Here is a 16,929-nt window from a genome sequence, read left to right on the forward strand (position 1 = left end):
GCGCGGGGACGGTCCGCGCGGATCAGCTCAGGGGAGGGTCCTGCGGGCCCCGGGCCGAGGGACCGCGGCCCGACAGGACCTCCCCGTACGCCTGCATCAGGTCCGGCAGCCGCAGCGTCGACAGATCCTCGCGGGTCGGCGGACTCGCGCAGCCCGACAGCCGCAGATCGCGGTACGCGCAGCTCTTCTCGTACAGCGTGCGCAGGAAGCGCCCGTTGCCCAGCTCGTCGATCCAGCCCTGGTCGACCACATGGCCGCTGATCGAGCGGAGTTCGTCGCGCGCCTCCTCGTCCCACACGTCGCCGTTGTCGGCGGCCAGCACCCCGCCGATCGCGGTCAGTTCCAGCGGCCGGTACGACGGGAAGTCGACGCGGGTGGTGAAACGGGACGACAGGCCCGGATTCGCCGCGAGCAGCCGGTCCATCCCCTCCGGATAGCCGGCCAGGATGACCACCAGATGGTCGCGGTTGTCCTCGGCGCGCTTCAGCAGCACCTGCAGGGCCTCGTCGCCGTACGCGTCGCCCTTGCTGTAGCCGGAGTTGGACAGGCTGTACGCCTCGTCCACGAAGAGCACCCCGCCGAGCGCCGAGTCGATCAGCTCATTGGCCTTCACGGCGGTCTGGCCCAGGAACTCGCCCACCAGATCGGCGCGTTGGGCCTCCACCAGATGGTCGCCGCCCAGCAGCCCCAGCGCATAGAACACCCGCCCGAGGATGCGGGCGACCGTGGTCTTGCCCGTGCCCGACGGCCCGGAGAAGACGAAGTGGCGCTTCGGCGGCTGTACGGGCAGCCCCTCCCCGGCCCGCAGCCGGGCCATCTCCAGCTGTGCGGACAGCGCCTTCACCTGCCGTTTCACCGGTTCGAGACCCACCATCCGCTCCAGCTCCGCCAGCGCCCGGGCGAGCAGCACCGGGTCGGTGGGCCCGGCGGGGAACCGCGGGGGAGCGGACTGCGCCGGTACGGTCCCCCTGCGCCGCGGCATCTCGTCCGGCACCACGGGGACGGTCCCCGGCAACGGCCCGCCGAGGTCGGCGCCGAACCGCGGCTCCGGCCCCTGCGGCGCCTCGCCCTCCGGCCGGCCGTCCACCACGTCGCTGCCGTAGCCGCCGAGGGACACGGCGGCAAGGCCTGCCGAGTCGTCGTACGCGTCGATCCCGTCGTACTCCGCGATGGCCGCGAGGCGTGCGGAGGTGTCCATGAACGCCGGGTCGATGCGGTGCACCGCGCGGTACAGGGGCAGCGCCGCCGCGCTGCGGCCGGTGCCCTCGTGCGCCCGGGCCAGCCAGTACCGCAGCTCCTTGCGCTGCGGCTGCTCGCTGCGGCAGCGCATCAGCGCGGCGGAGAGCATCGGCTGGGCCTGCCCGTACATCTCGAGGCGCACCCGGGCCATGCCGCCGAAGAGCCCCGCCTCGATGCCGAGCAGCGGATCGTCGACGAGCGGCTCCGTGTGCCGTACGAGCTGCTCCCAGTCCTTGACCAGATAGGCCCGGCAGGCGTGCAGAAAGCGGACCTGCGGGTCGGTGTCGACGGGCGGCAGCGCGGCGAGCGCCCGGTCGAGCTCGGGCACATGGCGGCCGTCGAGCCAGTGCGAGGCGTGCGCGAGCAGCAGGTCGCGCGGGCTCTCCAGCACCGGCTGCACCCACCAGCCCAGCCAGTACCAGGAGTTGAGCGTGCGGCGGTGCCGGGCGCGCTGCTCGCCGAAGCGGTCGCGGCTGCGGTACATGTGCAGCAGGGCGGTCGGGGTGTCCACGCGCAGGGCGTGCAGGCCCAGCCAGGCGTCGGCCATGCCGGGATCGAGCCGGACGGCCGTGCGGAACTCCTCCTCGGCCTGCGGGTACGCGCCCATGGTGCAGGCGTCCACACCGCGCACCCAGGCGACGTCCGCCGGCGACCCTCCGCCCTGCGTGCCGATGTCCATAGGGTCCCCACCACTCCCCCCACAAACCGTGCACCAGTGTTGTCGCGCCGGGTGGACGCCCGCGGGCCGCAGCCGAACAGCCCGGTCGGGAACGGGAATTGGCGACCCACCGGGTGCATCGTACCTGCGCGGGGGGTGGTGATTTAAGAGCGCCGTGGGCGCCTCGGCGCCGGCCCGCGACGGTGACCCAGGGTGACCGCCGGTGCCCGGGAACGGGCGACGGAAGGGGGAAAGGGGCAGAACGAAGCCCCCGATCACGGGGGAACAACCGGGGGCTTCGCGTCTGCGGCGGCTCCGAAAAGCCGCACATTGAGAACGTAAGACCTGTACGGCCCGTCGGTCAAGCAGAGTTGAGCCACTCTTGAGCCCGAATTCCGACTGCTCAGCATGCCGGGGGAGAGCCCTCACGGTGCGTGACTCTCTGGTGCGGACCCGCGGTCTCTGGAGGCACCGGGAGCCACTCGTACCCCTCAGGGCACTCCCTTATCAGGGCATCGGCGTACGGCCGCGACGGGTCGGACTGGAAATGGCGCGTCTCCGCCGCCGTCCAGCCGTCCCAGAACCCGGTGAGCCCGGCCCCGTCCCGCGCCCGGCCGCGCACCCAGGACTCCTCCGCGCCCCGGTCCATCCACAGCAGCGCCGCCAGATACGGCCGCAGCGCCCGCCGTCCCGCCCCGACGCCCTCGATCAGGACGACGGGCGCCGGGGGGAGCGTGCGCGGGGCGAGAAAGTGCCGCAGATTCCAGTCGTACGGGTGATACGCCGCGTCCCGGCCCCGTTCCAGCGGCTCGATCACCTGGCTCAGCATCCGCCCGGTCCACTCGAACAGCTCCGCGTGGCTGGCCAGATCGTCGAGGTGCAGTACGGGCGGGTCCCCGCCGAGCGCGCGCGCGAGCCGGCCGGCGAAGGTGCTCTTGCCCGAACCGGCGTGACCGTCCACGGCGACCAGGCGTACCGGGCCGCAGGAGGGGGGCAGCGTCCGCAGCCGGGCCGCCTGCCGGTCGAGGTCGTCCATGGGGCCAGCCTAGGAGGCCGCCGGGCGGCGTCGCGGGCGGCCCGGTGCGGCGCCGCAGGTCATGCCAGTGGAACAGACCAATAGTGGTCGTCGTGGCGCGCTGCGCGTCTCTGGCAGAAGCGCGTCGGGAGCGGCGATAGTGGCCCCACTGCCGCGCACCTGACTTGGGGGTCCCATGGCCAGACCGACTTCGCGCAGAAACGTACTGGGCGCCGCGATCGCCGCTGCCGCCGCCGCGGGCACGCTGTCCGCCTCCGCCGCACCCGCGGCCGCCGCGGCCTCTTCATCGCCGGCCCGGGGCCGGCAGCCGGCGACGCCCGTGGACAACCGCTTCTGGTCCACCTACACGGACTGGCGGTGCGGCGATCGCGACGGCACGCGGGCCGTCGCCGGCCGCCGCCCCGGTGTGGTGATCGCCGAGCCCGTCGGCGCCACCGACCACACGGACCCGCACACCGGCAGGACCGCGCGCTGGGAGTACGCCACCTGGACCTCGCCGGTGCACCGCTCGCGCGTGCCCGCCACCGAGGTCATCGCCTCGTGGAACGCCGACACCCCCGCCGGCACCTGGCTCCAGGTGGAGCTGAGCGGCCGGTACTCGGACGGCGCCGCGACCCCGTGGTTCGTGATGGGGCGCTGGGCCGCCGGTGACACGGACATCCGCCGCACCTCGGTGGACGACCAGGGCGACGGCAGGGCGAGCATCTGGACCGACACCTTCTCCGTCGACGACGCCGCTAGCGGGCTGCGTCTCGACACCTACCGGCTGCGGCTCACCCTCTACCGGCGGCCCGGGAGCGGGCTCACCCCGACCGTGTGGCGGCTGGGGGCCATGGCCTCCGACGTCCCGGACCGCTTCGGGGTCCCCGCGTCCGAGCCCGGCCTCGCCCGCGAGCTGACCGTGCCGCGCTACTCGCAGAACACGCACGTGGGCCAGTACCCCGAGTACGACAACGGCGGCGAGGCGTGGTGCAGCCCCACCTCGTCCCAGATGATCATCGAGTACTGGGGCCGCAAGCCCTCCGCCGCCGACCTGGCGTGGGTGAACCCCGCCTTCGACGACCCGCAGGTCTGCCACGCCGCCCGGTACACGTACGACTACCAGTACCGCGGCTGCGGCAACTGGCCCTTCAACGCGGCCTACGCCGCCACCTACCCCGACATGAGCGCCGTCGTCACCCGGCTCTCCTCCCTGACCGACCTGGAGAGGCTGACCGGCGCGGGCATCCCGGCGATCACGTCCCAGTCCTTCCTCGCCTCCGAGCTGACCGGAGCGGGCTACGGCACCGCGGGCCACCTGATGACGGTGATCGGCTTCACCGCCGACGGCGACGTGATCGCGAACGACCCGGCCTCCCCGAGCAACGAGGCCGTGCGCCGCGTCTACCGGCGCGCGGAGTGGGAGACGATCTGGCTCCGCACGAAGCGGTACAACGCGAGCGGGAAAGTGGTCTCCGGCACAGGCGGCGTCTGCTACCTGTACTGGCCGGCCCACCCCACGGCCGCCCAGCGCACGGCACTCGAGGCCGTCGGCGTCCACTGACGCACACCACCGCTCCCCGGGGCAGTGACCAATCTCTCTACCCCGGGGGCCGGTGCCGCTGGCACTGTGGTGGGGCAATGGGGGAGCCACCTGCCGGACGACCGAACGAGACCGCCATGACTTCGACCGCAGCCACCGCCGACCACGCCCTGCCGACGACCCGCACCGGCGGCCCGGACGACGAGAGCAACGCCCTCGAGCACATCCTGGGCTGGACGCTCGTGGTCGTCCTCGCCATGCTCATCACCCAGGTCGGCCTGCTGTAGCACGGCCCGGACCGGCGGGCCCCCGCCCGCCCGCGTACGGATCGATTCCGGCCGAGATCGTCGATCAAGGCCCCGGGCTTCTCCGCACCCGTGACGGGCAGAGCCGAATCGGGCATACTCAACGCGCCACACGCCGCTGTCCAGCTGCTTTCGTGATCCGGAAGGGCACCATCGGCCTGGCAGTACAACCGGCGGCGTGCGCCCTCACCCATCGCGCGCGACCGCCGCAGCGCCCGACAGGGAGGAGAGCGCCGCAATGCCCGACCGCGCCCCGCAGCCGGTGGACCGTCAGCTGCCCACCGAGGAGGCCAGGGATCTGATCACCCTGGTCCGCGACATCGTCCAGCGGGAGATCGCCCCCCGCGCGGCCGAGGAGGAGGACGCCGGGCACTTCCCGCGTGAGGTCTTCTCGCTGCTGTCCGAATCCGGACTGCTCGGCCTGCCCTACGACTCCGAATTCGGCGGCGGTGACCAGCCCTACGAGGTCTACCTCCAGGTCCTGGAGGAACTCGCGGCCGCCCGCCTCACCGTCGGTCTCGGCGTGAGCGTCCACTCCCTCGCCTGTCACGCGCTCGCCGGTTACGGCACCAAGGAGCAGCAGGGCGAGCACCTGCCCGCGATGCTCGGCGGCGGCCTGCTCGGCGCGTACTGCCTCTCCGAGCCCGCCTCCGGCTCGGACGCCGCCTCGCTGCGCACGAAGGCGGTCCGCGACGGCGACGACTGGGTGATCACCGGGACGAAGGCATGGATCACCCACGGCGGCGTCGCCGACTTCTACACGGTCCTCGCCCGCACGGGCGTCGAGGGGCCGCGCGGCATCACCGCGTTCCTGGTGCCGGGAGACGCACCGGGCCTGAACGCGGCCGTGCCCGAGAAGAAGATGGGCATGAAGGGCTCGCCCACCGCCCAGCTCCACTTCGACGGCGTCCGCGTCCCCGACTCCCGGCGTCTCGGCGAGGAGGGGCAGGGGTTCGCCATCGCGCTCTCCGCGCTCGACTCCGGCCGCCTCGGCATCGCCGCCTGCGCCATCGGCGTCGCGCAGGCGGCCCTCGACCAGGCGCTCGAATACGCCACGGGGCGCAAGCAGTTCGGCCGTCCCATCGCCGACTTCCAGGGCCTGCGCTTCATGCTCGCGGACATGGCCACCCGGATCGAGGCGGGACGGGCGCTGTACCTGTCCGCGGCCCGGCTGCGGGACGCGGGCCGGCCGTTCTCGCAGCAGGCCGCCATGGCCAAGCTGTTCTGCACCGACGCGGCGATGAGCGTCACCACCGACGCGGTCCAGGTCCTCGGCGGCTACGGCTACACGCAGGACTTCCCGGCCGAGCGCTACATGCGCGAGGCGAAGGTGCTGCAGATCGTCGAGGGCACCAACCAGATCCAGCGGATGGTCATCGCCCGCCACCTGGCCGGGCCGGAGACACGCTGACCCGCGCGCCGGGCAGCCGGGGCGCCGCGAGTCCGATCCATGCGGGTTCGCGGCGCCCCGGCAGTGTTCTCCCCCGGCTCGCCCACAGCTGGACCAGCTCTCGGTAGATGGGCGGATCGGACGGGCGCAGAACCGATTCTTCATAGGTGGCGCGGACGGGCACGACGAGACGCCGACGTCCGGGCGCGGTCGCGGAGTGCAGGCTCATGCCGGGCCAACGCGCCACGCGCACAAACGGTTACCGCCGGGGCCAATCGAGCGCCAGTGCGGGGACTGCCCGCCCCGGCCCGTCCTGTGGCGAGCGGGCCGCGGTGGCGCGGCGGTTCGCGGAGGGGCGCTCGGCGCGCAGGCGCGGGGACGGCGACCCGTACGGTCCGGGGCATGACGCTCGCGCGCCCCGGACAGTGGTCTTCACCGACGCGGGACAGCGACACCCGCCGTCCCGCCGGTCACTTCTGTCAGGCGGCCCGCCGCAGCGGCTGCATCTTCAGCGGACGCGACCCGGGGCCGCCCACGTGGGAGAACGGCTGGGTGCGCCAGTCCAGCCCCTGGGGCAGCGTCAGCAGCAGCGCGGTGTCCTGCTCCTGGGGCTCCAGCGACTCGTCGGCGGGGCGGGCCGAGGAGGCATCCCGGCCGGTGCCCGAGCACACCGTCAGCCCGAACGGGTTCCACGGAGTGGGGCACAGCGCGTGCTCGGGCAGGATGTCCTCGTCCGCCAGCAGCGCGATCGGCTGCGCGCAGTCCGGGCAGACGACCCGGAACATCTCGAAGGTGTCGTACTCGCTCAGGATGTCCGCGTCCGACGGCTCGGCCGGATCAACGGGCTCCGGTTCGGTGCGCCCGCCGCCCTTGGACGTCAGAGTCTTGGTGTTCTGCATGGAGAATCTCCCCCTCGGATGGGCCGACCAGGCACTTGCGGCCTCGACCACAGCAAGCAATGCCCATCGCACGGGGCGGGTAACCGTAAGGTCACGGCGCATCGGGCGGCAAACCTGTGGTGTTCGTCACATGCCCCCCCTGGGTGTCGTTCCGGACCGTTCTGGACTGTGCCGGAGGGGACCTTGGGCAATAGGTTGATCCGCATGGAGGAGCTGGATCGTCAGATCGTGGATTTGCTCGTCAAGGACGGGCGGATGAGCTACACCGACCTGGGCAAGGCCACGGGCCTGTCCACCTCGGCGGTGCATCAGCGCGTCCGCCGCCTGGAGCAGCGGGGCGTCGTCCGCGGTTACGCCGCCGTCGTCGACCCCGAGGCCGTCGGGCTGCCCATCACCGCATTCATCTCGGTGAAGCCGTTCGACCCCAGCGCCCCGGACGACATCGCGGACCGGCTCTCCGGCGTCCCGGAGATCGAGGCGTGCCACAGCGTCGCCGGTGACGAGAACTACATCCTCAAGGTGCGTGTCGCCACCCCGCTCGAACTGGAACACCTGCTCACCCGCATCCGCTCCCTGGCCGGTGTCTCCACCCGCACGACGGTCGTCCTCTCCACCCCGTACGAGGCCCGCCCGCCGCGTATCTAGTCTTGGTCCATGACCGAGAGCACCGCCCCCCAGAGCGAACACCGCACCGTGCTGCTGCGCGGTGGAGAAGTCCACAGCCCCGCCGACCCCTTCGCCACCGCGATGGTCGTCGAGAAGGGACACATCGCCTGGGTGGGTTCCGAAGGCGCGGCCGACGCCTTCGCCACCGGCGTCGACGAGGTCGTCGACCTCGAAGGGGCCCTGGTCACCCCGGCGTTCACCGACGCGCACGTCCACACCACCGCCACCGGTCTCGCCCTCACCGGCCTCGACCTCTCCGGCGCCCGGTCCCTCTCCGACGCCCTGCGCCTCGTACGGGAGCACAGCGCGGCGAACCCCGGCGGGCAGGTCCTCCTCGGGCACGGCTGGGACGCGACGCGCTGGCCCGAGCAGCGGCCCCCGAGCCGTGCGGAGCTCGACGAGGCGGCCGGCGGGCGGCCCCTGTACCTGCCGCGCGTCGACGTCCACTCAGCCGTCGTCACCACCGCCCTGCTCGACCTCGTCCCCGGCGTCACCGCCCTCGCGGGCTACCACCCCGACGCCCCGCTGACCGCGGCCGCCCACCACGCCGTCCGCGCCGCCGCCCACGCGGCGATCACCCCGGCCCAGCGCGGCGCGGCGCAGCGGGCCGCGCTCGCCCGCGCCGCGTCCCTCGGCATCGGCAGCGTCCACGAGTGCGCCGGCCCCGAGATCTCCGACGAGGACGACTTCACCTCCCTCCTCGCGCTGGCCCGCACGGAACCCGGCCCCCGGGTGGTCGGCTACTGGGCCGAACAGGTCACCGACGACAAGGGCGCCGAGCGCATCCGCGAACTCGGCGCCGTGGGCGCGGCCGGCGACCTGTTCGTCGACGGCTCCCTCGGCTCGCACACCGCGTGCCTGCACGCCCCGTACGCCGACAGCCCCACCACCACGGGCAGCGCCCACCTCGACACGGCGGCCGTCGCGGCCCATCTGACCGCCTGTACGGAGGCCGGACTGCAGGCCGGGTTCCACGCCATCGGCGACGCCGCGCTGAGCGCCGTCGTCGACGGCCTGCGGGCCGCCGCCGACCGGCTCGGGGCCGCCCGGGTCCGCGCGGCGAGGCACCGGGTCGAGCACGCCGAGATGCTCACCCCGGAAACCATCGCGGCCTTCGCCGAGTTCGGCCTCACCGCCTCCGTCCAGCCGGCCTTCGACGCCGCCTGGGGCGGCGAGGACGGCATGTACGCCCAGCGGCTCGGCACCGAACGGGCCCGTACCCTCAACCCCTACGCCGCGCTGCTGCGCGCCGGGGTGCCGCTCGCCTTCGGCTCCGACAGCCCGGTGACCCCGCTCGACCCGTGGGGCACCGTGCGTGCGGCCGCCTTCCACCGGACCTCCGAGCACCGCGTCTCCGTCCGGGCCGCCTTCACCGCCCACACGCGCGGCGGCTGGCGCGCCGTCGGCCGCGACGACGCCGGCGTGCTCGTCCCCGGGGCGCCCGCCGACTACGCGGTCTGGCGCACCGGCGAACTGCTGGTCCAGGCTCCCGACGACCGGGTCGCCCGCTGGTCCACCGACCCGCGCTCCGGCACCCCCGGCCTGCCCGATCTCGGCCCCGGCGCGGAGCTGCCCGTCTGTCTGCGGACCGTGGTCTCGGGGCGGACGGTCTTCGAGGGACCGAACGGGTGACGTAGGGACATTTCGCACTCCCGGCGGATACTCCCACCGTTCCGCCGCGACCTGCGGATCTTCCTGCCTGACCTGGCACTTCCGTGAATTGTCGCTGATCAGGCGACTGTTGACAGCGAGCGCCCACCGGCCGGTAGGTTCGGGCAGTCCACCGAAGAACGTCCGACCGGCAACCTCCACGCAAGTCGTCGAACGCCGCTGGGTCATGGGGTGGTGTGCCGCACCGGCACACCGTCACTGGGAGCCAGGTTCAGCGCCCGCGCCTCGGGGGCAGAGGGAAGGTTTTCAGCCGGTCGGCAGGTGCGACCCGGGTGGGGCCCGGCGTTCAGTAGACAACGGCTCTCGGTCGACCCGCAGCCAGCGGGCCCCAGGTCGGCCCGAAGGACGCCGGGCCCGATCCGCTGCGTCCGGGCCCGGCCGCCCCGCCCGCCCCCGCCCCGCTTCGCGAAGATCCGTGTCGCTGCGAGCGCGCTGCGCGGGCTCGCTATGGTTGGGCTCCGCGTACGGACTTTAAGGGGCAGCAGTGAACGACGGTGGTGCGGTTCCCCATGGCGGAGCCCGGGGGAGGCGGTACGGTCCGCTCGGCAGCACGCTGGTGATCATCCCGACCTACAACGAGGCCGAGAACATCAGCGCGATCGTGTCCCGCGTACGCACCGCCGTGCCGGACGCGGACGTACTCGTCGCCGACGACAACAGCCCCGACGGCACCGGCAAGTTCGCCGACGAACTCGCCGCCCAGGACGATCAGGTCCACGTCCTGCACCGCAAGGGCAAGGAAGGGCTCGGCGCGGCCTACCTCGCCGGCTTCCGCTGGGGGATCGAGCACGACTACGGCGTCCTGGTCGAGATGGACGCCGACGGCTCCCACCAGCCCGAGGAACTGCCCAGACTGCTGACCGCGCTGAAGGGGGCCGACCTCGTGCTCGGCTCCCGCTGGGTGCCCGGAGGACGCGTCGTCAACTGGCCGAAGCACCGGGAGTTCCTCTCCCGCGGCGGCAGCACGTACTCCCGGCTGCTCCTCGGCGTGCCCCTGCGGGACATCACCGGAGGCTTCCGCGCCTTCCGCACCGAGACCCTCGAGGGCCTCGGCCTCAGCGACGTCGCCTCCCAGGGGTACTGCTTCCAGGTCGACCTCGCCCGGCGCGCGGTGGCCGCCGGGTACCACGTCGTCGAGGTCCCGATCACCTTCGTCGAGCGCGAGCACGGCGACTCGAAGATGAACAGGGACATCGTCGTCGAGGCGCTCTGGCGGGTCACCGCGTGGGGCGTGCGGGAGCGGGCGGGACGCGTCCTCGGCCGCCGGCCCCCGGCGGCCCGGCCCCCGCGATCTTCCTGACGACCCCCTTACGCCGCTCCGGCGGGCGCCCAGGCACACTGGGAACATGACGACCGGCGCACCGCCCCCGACCGCCCGCAGGCGCTCCCGCGCCCGTACCCTCGTCCCGCTCGCCGTCGCCGCCTGGCTGATCCTCGAGATCTGGCTGCTCACCGTCGTCGCGGAGGCGGCGAGCGGCTTCGCCGTCCTCGGCCTGCTGGTCGGCGCGGCGGTGCTCGGAGCGGTGGTGATCAAGCGGGCGGGGCGGCGGGCGTTCGCGAACCTCACGCGGACCCTGCAGCAGCAGCCGGGACAGCAGCCCGCGCCCTCCGGCGAGGGGAACGGGCTGCTCATGCTCGGCGGGCTGCTGCTCATGCTGCCGGGCATCGTCTCGGACGTGGCCGGCCTGCTCCTCCTGCTCCCGCCGGTCCGGACCCGGCTCGGCGCGCTCGCCGAGCGCTCGCTGGAGCGGCGGATGAACGCGGTGCTGCCGGACGGCGCGGGGAACCCGTTCCAGCAGGCGCGTATGCACCACCCGGACGGCAAGGTGGTGCCGGGCGAGGTCATCCGCGACCCGGGCGCCGGCCGGGGTGACGACGAGGCTCCCCGCCCGCCGCTGACCCCCTGAGGGCTGGGCGTCGCCCGCGGCGGACCATTCCCCCTCCCCGCCCCTTCCCGAACCGGGCTCCGCCCGGACCCGCGCCTCAATCTCCCTACGGCCTGGCGGCCGTGGGTGGGGGCACCTCCCACGCCGCCAGGCGTAGGAGGAGTACCCCAGCGGGGCTGGGTGGGCCGGTCACGTCGGGGCTCCGCCCCGAGCCCCGCGCCTCAATCGCCGGCGAGGCTCCAAAGGAGCCCGGCCCGGGGGTACCACCTCCCACGGCCAGGCCGTAGGGGGAGTTCGAGGCCACCGCGCGGAGCGCGGTACCGGGGTCCGGGGCTTGCCCCGGTTTCGGGAAGGGGAGGGTAGGGGAACAAGCCCGCGCAGCGGGCCAACCCGCAGCGCGGGCCGCGCCCCCGCACGACAGAGCCGCGGGGGGGGGCCCCCCCCCCGGGGGGGGGGCCCCCGCCGGGGGGGGGGGGCGGCGGCGCCCCCCCCCCCCCCGCCGCCCCCCCCCCCCCCCCCCGCGCGGCCCCCCCCCCCCCCCCCCCCCCCCCCCCCCCCCCCCGCGGCTCTGTCTCGCTCGCTTGGCGCGCCTGCGCGCGCTACGCGGACTTGCGGCTGTCGCGCGGATGCACCGCGATGTTCATGGCGCCGGAACGAAGGACCGCCAGCCTCTCGGCCAGGACCTCCTCCAGCTCCTCGCGGGTGCGCCGCTCCATCAGCATGTCCCAGTGCGTACGCGCCGGCTTGCCCTTCTTCTCTTCGGGGCCGTCCCCGTCCACGAGGAGTGCCTGGGCGCCGCACGCCTTGCACTCCCACTCCGGCGGAATCTCCGCCTCGACCGAGAACGGCATCTCAAACCGATGTCCGTTCTGGCATGCGTACTCCACCGCCTGGCGCGGGGCCAGATCGATGCCGCGGTCCGTCTCGTAGCTGGTAACCACAAGTCGCGTGCCGCGGAGAGCTCGCTCACTCATGAATCGTGCCTCCCGGGCTTGTCGCCCACAGGACAGGTGTCGCTGTCGTCGTCATCCGGTCAACGTCCGGTCGGCGGTAAAGATTCCCGTTCCGGGTCATGCGTCGCCCGTCGTGCCGCTGCTTTGCCATTGGTTGGGGTACCCACCAGTGCCCGGTTTGTCACATCTGGCAGAAAGTGTCACCCACTGATTTCACTATTCCAGCACGCAGTAACGGTCCGCCTGGCAAGCCAAAGGCGTACACTACCGGCCTTTTACTCAGGCGTCTAAATCCGGTCGGGTACCGGGTTCCCCGCCGCGGCCACCGCACGCCTCACCGGAACCCTCGCGAGCAGCACGAATCCCAGTACGAAGAAGATCACCAAAGAGACGATCGCGTCCCGGTAGCTGCCCGTCAGCTGGAACGCCAGGCCGAACACCAGCGGCCCGAGCCAGCTCATGCCCCGGTCGCTCATCTCGTACGCGGAGAAGTACTCCGCCTCCTTGCCCCGCGGCACCAGGTGCGAGAACAGCGACCGCGACAGCGCCTGACTGCCGCCCAGGACCAGCCCGATGCCCGCCGCCAGGCAGTAGAACCACACCGGCTCGCCCGCGGGCAGGAAATATCCCGCGGCCAGGATCAGCGTCCAGACCGCGAGCGAGCCCAGGATCGTGCGTTGCGCGCCGTACGTACGGGCCAGCCGGCCCATGCCGAGCGCTCCCGCGATGGCGAGCACCTGCACCAGCAGCACCGCCGTGATCAGGGTCGTCTGGTCGAGGCCCAGCTCCTCGGAGCCGTAGACGGACGCCTGTGAGATCACCGTCTGCACGCCGTCGTTGTAGACGAGATAGGCGAGCAGGAACGACAGCGTCAGGGGATGCCGGCGCATGTCGCGCAGGGTCGCCGTCAGCTGCCGCCAGCCCGAGCCGACCGCGCCCTCCCCGGACGCCGCGATGCTCCGGTCGCGCAGCCGCCGCAGCGGGATCAGTGTGAAGGCGCCCCACCACAGCCCCGCGGAGGCCAGGCAGATGCGGACCGCGTCCCCCTCGGAGAGCCCGAAGGACTCGTGGCCCGAGTAGAGGACCAGGTTCAGCACCAGGACCAGGGCCCCGGACGTGTAGCCGAAGGCCCAGCCGCGCGAGGACACCGCGTCGCGTTCGTCGGGCTCCGCGATCTGCGGCAGATAGGCGTTGTAGAGGACCATCGACACGGCCAGCGAGGCGTTCGCGACGATCAGCAGGAACGCGCCCAGCAGATAGCGGTCGCCGTCGAGGAAGAACATGGAGACGGTCGCCGCCGCCCCCACGTACGCGGCGACCGCGAGCAGCGGCTTCTTCCGGCCGCTGCGGTCCGCCGCCGCCCCCGCCAGCGGCATGATCAGGATGGCGAGCACCATCGACACGGACACCGCGTACGGGAAGACGGAGCCGGCCCGCACCGGGATGCCCAGCGGGTGCACGAAGCCCTCCGCGTCGGCCGCCGCCTTCGCGACCGATGTCAGATAGGGGCCCAGGAACACCGTGAGGACGCTCGTCGAGTAGACGGAGCAGGCGAAGTCGTAGAAGTACCAGCCCCGTTGTTCGCGTCTGCGTTCCGCCGTCTGCCTGTCCCCGCCGGTGTCCCCGGTGCGGTCCGCGGTCTCCGCTGTCACCCCGCGCCCCCTCGCTCGTGCCGTCGCAGAAGCGCCGGGTCAGATCCACACGCCCCGGGCGGTCAGCACCGTGCGCAACGTCTCAAGATGATCGGTCATGATGCCGTCCACGCCAAGGTCCAGGAGGGCGGCCATCCGGTCGGCGTCGTTCACCGTCCACACATGGACCTGCAGCCCGCGCGCGTGTGCCGCCCGCACGAAGCGCCGGTCCACCACACGTATGCCGCCCTGCGTCTCCGGCACCTGGGCGCACACCGCGCCGCTGCGGACCGCCGCCGGTATCCCGTACGAGCCGAGGCGCAGTCCGATCACGCCGCGCACTCCGTACGAGGTCGCCAGCCGCGGACCGGCGAGCCGCATCGCCCGGGCCACCCGGCCCTCGGAGAACGAGCCGACGCACACCCGGTCCCAGGCGTCCGCCCGGCGGATCAGGTCGATCAGCGGCACGAGGGCGGACTCCGCCTTCAGGTCCACGTTCCAGCGGGCCTCGGGGAACTCCTCCAGCAGCTCCTCGAAGAGGGCCATCGGCTCACGGCCCCCGACCCTCGCCCGCCGCACCTCGCTCCACGGCAGCGTCGCGATACGTCCCCGGGCGTCGGTGACCCGGTCCAGCGTCGTGTCGTGGAACGCGACCAGCCGGCCGTCCGCCGTGGTGTGCACATCGGTCTCGAAGTAGCGGTAGCCGGCGTCGGCGGCCCGCCGGAAGGCCGCCGCGGTGTTCTCGATGCCGTCGGCAGCCCCGCCCCGGTGGGCGAAGGGGAGCGTCACGGGATGATCCAGATAGGGATGGCGTATGCGCGTCACCGCCGCAGTATCGCCTGTGCGGGTGACCCGCCGGCGACCACCGTGCCGGCCTTGTCCTTCTCCGGGACGTCGAAGACGCGCAGGAACAGCTGGGCCAGCGGCCCGATGGCCAGTGCGTAGGCCACGGTCCCGACGCCGACCGAGCCGCCGAGCGCGAAACCGGTCGCGACGACCGTCACCTCGAGCGCGGTGCGCACCAGCCGGATCGACCGGCCCGTCAGCCGGTGCAGGCCGGTCATCAGGCCGTCCCTGGGGCCCGGTCCGAAGCGGGCCGCGATGTAGAGGCCCGTGGCCATGCCGTTGAGCACGATCGCGCCGGCCATCAGCGGAATCCGCCCGCCGAGCCCGTCCACCCGCGGGACGATCGCCAGGGTGGCGTCCATGGCGAGGCCGATGACGAACACGTTCGACACGGTCCCGAGCCCGGGCCGCTGGCGGATCGGTATCCACAGCAGCAGCACCACGGCCCCGACGATGATCGACACCACGCCGATGGTCAGCCCGGTCAGCTCCGCCAGGCCCTGATGCAGCACGCCCCAGGGCTCGAGGCCGAGCCCGGCGCGCACCAGCAGCGCCGAGCTCACTCCGTACAGCGCGAGGCCGACGTACAGCTGCAGCAGCCTGCGGGTGAGATGCGCGGACACGATGCCGCCCCCTTGTGGTGTCAGTGGACTGATGCATGACACTCTGTGGCTACGGAACGATCGTCAGCCATGGCCAATTCGAGGAAGGTGGACTGACTTCTATGACGCAGTGGACCTCTGCGGTGGGGGCGGCCCAACTCGCCCGGCAGCTCACCTCCCAGCAGGCGCGCCCCGCCGGACCGGGCACCCGCAAGCCGCCCGCCTACCGGGCGCTCGCCGACGGCATCCGGCTGCTCGTCCTCGAAGGCCGCGTCCCCGTGGCGGCCCGGCTCCCCGCCGAGCGCGAACTGGCGCTCTCCCTGTCTGTCAGCCGCACCACCGTCGCCGCGGCCTACGAGGCGCTGCGCACCGAAGGCTTCCTCGAGTCCCGCCGGGGAGCGGGCAGCTGGACCGCCGTCCCCGCGGGCAACCCGCTGCCCGCCCGCGGCCTCGAACCCCTGCCGCCCGAGTCGCTCGGCTCCATGATCGACCTCGGCTGCGCCGCGCTGCCGGCGCCCGAGCCGTGGCTCACCCGCGCCGTCCAGGGTGCCCTCGAAGAACTGCCGCCGTACGCCCACACCCACGGCGACTACCCGGCCGGCCTGCCCGCCCTGCGCCAGATGCTCGCCGACCGCTACACCGAGCGCGGCATCCCGACCATGCCGGAACAGATCATGGTCACCACCGGGGCGATGGGTGCGATCGACGCGATCTGCCATCTCTTCGCCGGCCGCGGCGAGCGCATCGCGGTCGAGTCCCCCTCCTACGCCAACATCCTCCAGCTGATGCGGGAGGCCGGCGCACGGCTCGTGCCCGTCGCCATGGCGGAGGGCCTGACCGGCTGGGACCCGAACCGCTGGCGCCAGGTACTGCGGGACTCCGCGCCCCGCCTCGCGTACGTCGTCGCCGACTTCCACAATCCGACCGGCGCGCTCGCCGACGAGCCCCAGCGGCGCGCCCTGGTGGAGGCGGCCCGCTCGGCCGGCACGGTGCTCGTCGTCGACGAGACCATGTCGGAACTGCACCTCGACCCCGGCCTCGACATGCCGCGCCCCGTCTGCGCGTTCGACCCCGCCGGGTCGACCGTCCTGACCGTCGGCTCCGCGAGCAAGGCGTTCTGGGCCGGTATGCGGATCGGCTGGGTCCGCGCGGCCCCGGACGTGATCCGCTCGCTCGTCGCCGCCCGGGCCTACGCGGACCTGGGCACCCCCGTGCTCGAACAGCTGGCGATCAACTGGCTGATGCGGACGGGCGGCTGGCACGAGGCGGTCGCGATCCGCCGCGAGCAGGCCCGCGGAAACCGGGACGCGCTGGTCGCCGCGGTGCGGCGGGAGCTCCCGGACTGGGAGTTCGACGTCCCCGGGGGCGGTCTGACCCTCTGGGTCCGCACCGGTGGCCTCTCCGGCTCACGTCTCGCGGAGGTCGGCGAGCGGGTCGGGGTCCGGGTGCCGTCGGGGCCGCGCTTCGGCGTGGACGGCGCGTTCGAGGGGTATGTGCGCCTGCCGTTCACCGTGGGCGGCCCGGTGGCCGACGAGGCGGCGGCCCGGCTGGCGGCGGCGGCGCGCCTCGTCTCCACGGGCGCGTCGACGGGGGCGGAAACCCCCCGCACGTTCGTGGCGTAGGCC

The 16,929-nt window shown here is 73.2% G+C and carries 15 protein-coding genes; 8 read left to right on the plus strand and 7 right to left on the minus strand.

Annotation, left to right across the window (positions count from 1 at the left end; genetic code table 11):
- Positions 1-22: 22 nt before the first annotated feature.
- Complete coding sequence (locus ACFYOP_RS30625) at positions 23-1,918, minus strand: AAA family ATPase (protein WP_356898324.1); 1,896 nt, start codon at positions 1,916-1,918, stop codon at positions 23-25.
- 382 nt (positions 1,919-2,300) lie between these two features.
- Complete coding sequence (locus ACFYOP_RS30630) at positions 2,301-2,933, minus strand: hypothetical protein (protein WP_356898325.1); 633 nt, start codon at positions 2,931-2,933, stop codon at positions 2,301-2,303.
- Between the two features lie 175 nt (positions 2,934-3,108).
- Between ACFYOP_RS30630 and ACFYOP_RS30635 the strand changes: the two genes are divergently transcribed.
- The 3 genes from ACFYOP_RS30635 to ACFYOP_RS30645 all read left to right on the plus strand — a co-directional run bounded on the left by ACFYOP_RS30635 (position 3,109) and on the right by ACFYOP_RS30645 (position 6,171).
- Positions 3,109-4,476 (plus strand): peptidase C39 family protein, encoded by a 1,368-nt coding sequence (locus tag ACFYOP_RS30635; RefSeq protein WP_356898326.1) that lies wholly within the window; start codon positions 3,109-3,111, stop codon positions 4,474-4,476.
- 116 nt (positions 4,477-4,592) lie between these two features.
- Positions 4,593-4,742, plus strand: a complete 150-nt coding sequence (locus ACFYOP_RS30640) for an SCO1431 family membrane protein (RefSeq protein WP_356898327.1) — start codon at positions 4,593-4,595, stop codon at positions 4,740-4,742.
- A 256-nt stretch (positions 4,743-4,998) separates the two neighbouring features.
- Positions 4,999-6,171: an acyl-CoA dehydrogenase family protein gene (locus tag ACFYOP_RS30645; RefSeq protein ID WP_356898328.1), complete on the plus strand. Its 1,173-nt coding sequence runs from the start codon at positions 4,999-5,001 to the stop codon at positions 6,169-6,171.
- A gap of 458 nt (positions 6,172-6,629) precedes the next feature.
- Here the strand turns inward: ACFYOP_RS30645 and ACFYOP_RS30650 are convergent, their stop codons facing one another.
- Positions 6,630-7,049 carry a hypothetical protein gene (locus ACFYOP_RS30650; protein WP_356898329.1) on the minus strand — a complete coding sequence of 140 codons (420 nt, stop codon included), beginning with the start codon at positions 7,047-7,049 and terminating at the stop codon, positions 6,630-6,632.
- 204 nt (positions 7,050-7,253) lie between these two features.
- Between ACFYOP_RS30650 and ACFYOP_RS30655 the strand changes: the two genes are divergently transcribed.
- The 4 genes from ACFYOP_RS30655 to fxsA all read left to right on the plus strand — a co-directional run bounded on the left by ACFYOP_RS30655 (position 7,254) and on the right by fxsA (position 11,293).
- Complete coding sequence (locus ACFYOP_RS30655) at positions 7,254-7,694, plus strand: Lrp/AsnC family transcriptional regulator (protein WP_356898330.1); 441 nt, start codon at positions 7,254-7,256, stop codon at positions 7,692-7,694.
- A 9-nt stretch (positions 7,695-7,703) separates the two neighbouring features.
- Positions 7,704-9,347 carry an amidohydrolase gene (locus tag ACFYOP_RS30660; RefSeq protein ID WP_356898331.1) on the plus strand — a complete coding sequence of 548 codons (1,644 nt, stop codon included), beginning with the start codon at positions 7,704-7,706 and terminating at the stop codon, positions 9,345-9,347.
- 523 nt (positions 9,348-9,870) lie between these two features.
- The gene (locus tag ACFYOP_RS30665) at positions 9,871-10,686 is read left to right on the plus strand and encodes a polyprenol monophosphomannose synthase (protein WP_356898332.1); all 816 of its coding nucleotides are present in this window, start codon (positions 9,871-9,873) and stop codon (positions 10,684-10,686) included.
- 46 nt (positions 10,687-10,732) lie between these two features.
- A complete protein-coding gene (gene fxsA / locus ACFYOP_RS30670; protein WP_356898333.1) occupies positions 10,733-11,293 on the plus strand; it encodes an FxsA family membrane protein in 561 nt (186 codons plus the stop codon).
- A gap of 578 nt (positions 11,294-11,871) precedes the next feature.
- On the opposite strand, the gene ACFYOP_RS30675 is transcribed toward fxsA, so the two are convergent.
- The 4 genes from ACFYOP_RS30675 to ACFYOP_RS30690 all read right to left on the minus strand — a co-directional run bounded on the left by ACFYOP_RS30675 (position 11,872) and on the right by ACFYOP_RS30690 (position 15,328).
- Positions 11,872-12,246: an RNA polymerase-binding protein RbpA gene (locus tag ACFYOP_RS30675; RefSeq protein ID WP_003959706.1), complete on the minus strand. Its 375-nt coding sequence runs from the start codon at positions 12,244-12,246 to the stop codon at positions 11,872-11,874.
- Between the two features lie 266 nt (positions 12,247-12,512).
- Positions 12,513-13,877: an MFS transporter gene (locus ACFYOP_RS30680; RefSeq protein ID WP_356899382.1), complete on the minus strand. Its 1,365-nt coding sequence runs from the start codon at positions 13,875-13,877 to the stop codon at positions 12,513-12,515.
- Positions 13,878-13,916: 39 nt separating this feature from the next.
- A complete protein-coding gene (locus tag ACFYOP_RS30685) occupies positions 13,917-14,681 on the minus strand; it encodes a glycerophosphodiester phosphodiesterase family protein (RefSeq protein ID WP_356899381.1) in 765 nt (254 codons plus the stop codon).
- Positions 14,678-15,328 (minus strand): YitT family protein, encoded by a 651-nt coding sequence (locus tag ACFYOP_RS30690; RefSeq protein ID WP_388453572.1) that lies wholly within the window; start codon positions 15,326-15,328, stop codon positions 14,678-14,680. Before ACFYOP_RS30690 ends, ACFYOP_RS30685 begins: the two co-directional genes overlap by 4 nt.
- A 98-nt stretch (positions 15,329-15,426) precedes the next feature.
- Between ACFYOP_RS30690 and ACFYOP_RS30695 the strand changes: the two genes are divergently transcribed.
- On the plus strand, positions 15,427-16,926 hold the full coding sequence (locus tag ACFYOP_RS30695; RefSeq protein ID WP_356899379.1) for a PLP-dependent aminotransferase family protein: 1,500 nt from the start codon (positions 15,427-15,429) through the stop codon (positions 16,924-16,926).
- Positions 16,927-16,929 lie beyond the last annotated feature (3 nt).

The organism is Streptomyces sp. NPDC006294, assembly GCF_042870895.1.
Taxonomy (GTDB): Bacteria; Actinomycetota; Actinomycetes; order Streptomycetales; family Streptomycetaceae; genus Streptomyces.

What these genes read in the sequence shown, in the direction of transcription:
- ACFYOP_RS30625 (WP_356898324.1), bottom strand. Translation starts at nt 1,918, where the DNA reads ATGGACATCGGCACGCAGGGCGGAGGGTCGCCGGCGGACGTCGCCTGG.
- ACFYOP_RS30630 (WP_356898325.1), bottom strand. Translation starts at nt 2,933, where the DNA reads ATGGACGACCTCGACCGGCAGGCGGCCCGGCTGCGGACGCTGCCCCCC.
- ACFYOP_RS30635 (WP_356898326.1), top strand. Translation starts at nt 3,109, where the DNA reads ATGGCCAGACCGACTTCGCGCAGAAACGTACTGGGCGCCGCGATCGCC.
- ACFYOP_RS30640 (WP_356898327.1), top strand. Translation starts at nt 4,593, where the DNA reads ATGACTTCGACCGCAGCCACCGCCGACCACGCCCTGCCGACGACCCGC.
- ACFYOP_RS30645 (WP_356898328.1), top strand. Translation starts at nt 4,999, where the DNA reads ATGCCCGACCGCGCCCCGCAGCCGGTGGACCGTCAGCTGCCCACCGAG.
- ACFYOP_RS30650 (WP_356898329.1), bottom strand. Translation starts at nt 7,049, where the DNA reads ATGCAGAACACCAAGACTCTGACGTCCAAGGGCGGCGGGCGCACCGAA.
- ACFYOP_RS30655 (WP_356898330.1), top strand. Translation starts at nt 7,254, where the DNA reads ATGGAGGAGCTGGATCGTCAGATCGTGGATTTGCTCGTCAAGGACGGG.
- ACFYOP_RS30660 (WP_356898331.1), top strand. Translation starts at nt 7,704, where the DNA reads ATGACCGAGAGCACCGCCCCCCAGAGCGAACACCGCACCGTGCTGCTG.
- fxsA (WP_356898333.1), top strand. Translation starts at nt 10,733, where the DNA reads ATGACGACCGGCGCACCGCCCCCGACCGCCCGCAGGCGCTCCCGCGCC.
- ACFYOP_RS30675 (WP_003959706.1), bottom strand. Translation starts at nt 12,246, where the DNA reads ATGAGTGAGCGAGCTCTCCGCGGCACGCGACTTGTGGTTACCAGCTAC.
- ACFYOP_RS30695 (WP_356899379.1), top strand. Translation starts at nt 15,427, where the DNA reads ATGACGCAGTGGACCTCTGCGGTGGGGGCGGCCCAACTCGCCCGGCAG.